The sequence below is a fragment of the Streptococcus suis genome, from assembly GCF_002960445.1.
Taxonomy (GTDB): Bacteria; Bacillota; Bacilli; order Lactobacillales; family Streptococcaceae; genus Streptococcus; species Streptococcus hyiners.
Genome location: NZ_POJD01000290.1, coordinates 1 through 387 on the forward strand (window position 1 = coordinate 1; position 387 = coordinate 387).

Annotated in this window: 1 protein-coding gene; it reads right to left on the reverse strand. The window is 42.9% G+C overall.

Features of this window, described 5'->3' with window-relative positions; translation table 11 throughout:
• Positions 1-387: 4-alpha-glucanotransferase (locus tag C1G53_RS10345; protein WP_192873126.1), on the reverse strand; the 387-nt coding region annotated here is incomplete at both ends.

The window sequence follows — 387 nt, forward strand, 5'->3', positions numbered from 1 at the left end:
CGGCATATCCCCAACAAACTCAACACCTTTGGCATTGGCATAAGCCTTTAAAGCCTTCCATTGTGAAAAGAATAAATATTGTGTAATGCGGTGATAATCAATTCGATCTGCCAACAAGTGACGATAATATTCCAAGGTATCGTGGTAACGTAAGCGCGCCCCTTGATCTTCCCACTCTGTCCAAGGTTTGAGATCAAAATGCTCTTTTATAGCCATATACTCCGCAAAGGTATGAATCCAAAAGTCATTCTCCCCTAAGAACATCCAATAATCTTCTGGCAAGCCTTGTGCCTTCATGTTGGCAACTACCTTCTCCAGTAATGGACGTCGAGCATAAAAAATGGCTGCGTAATCTACCTCTGTAGGATTCTGCCCAAAGTCAACACC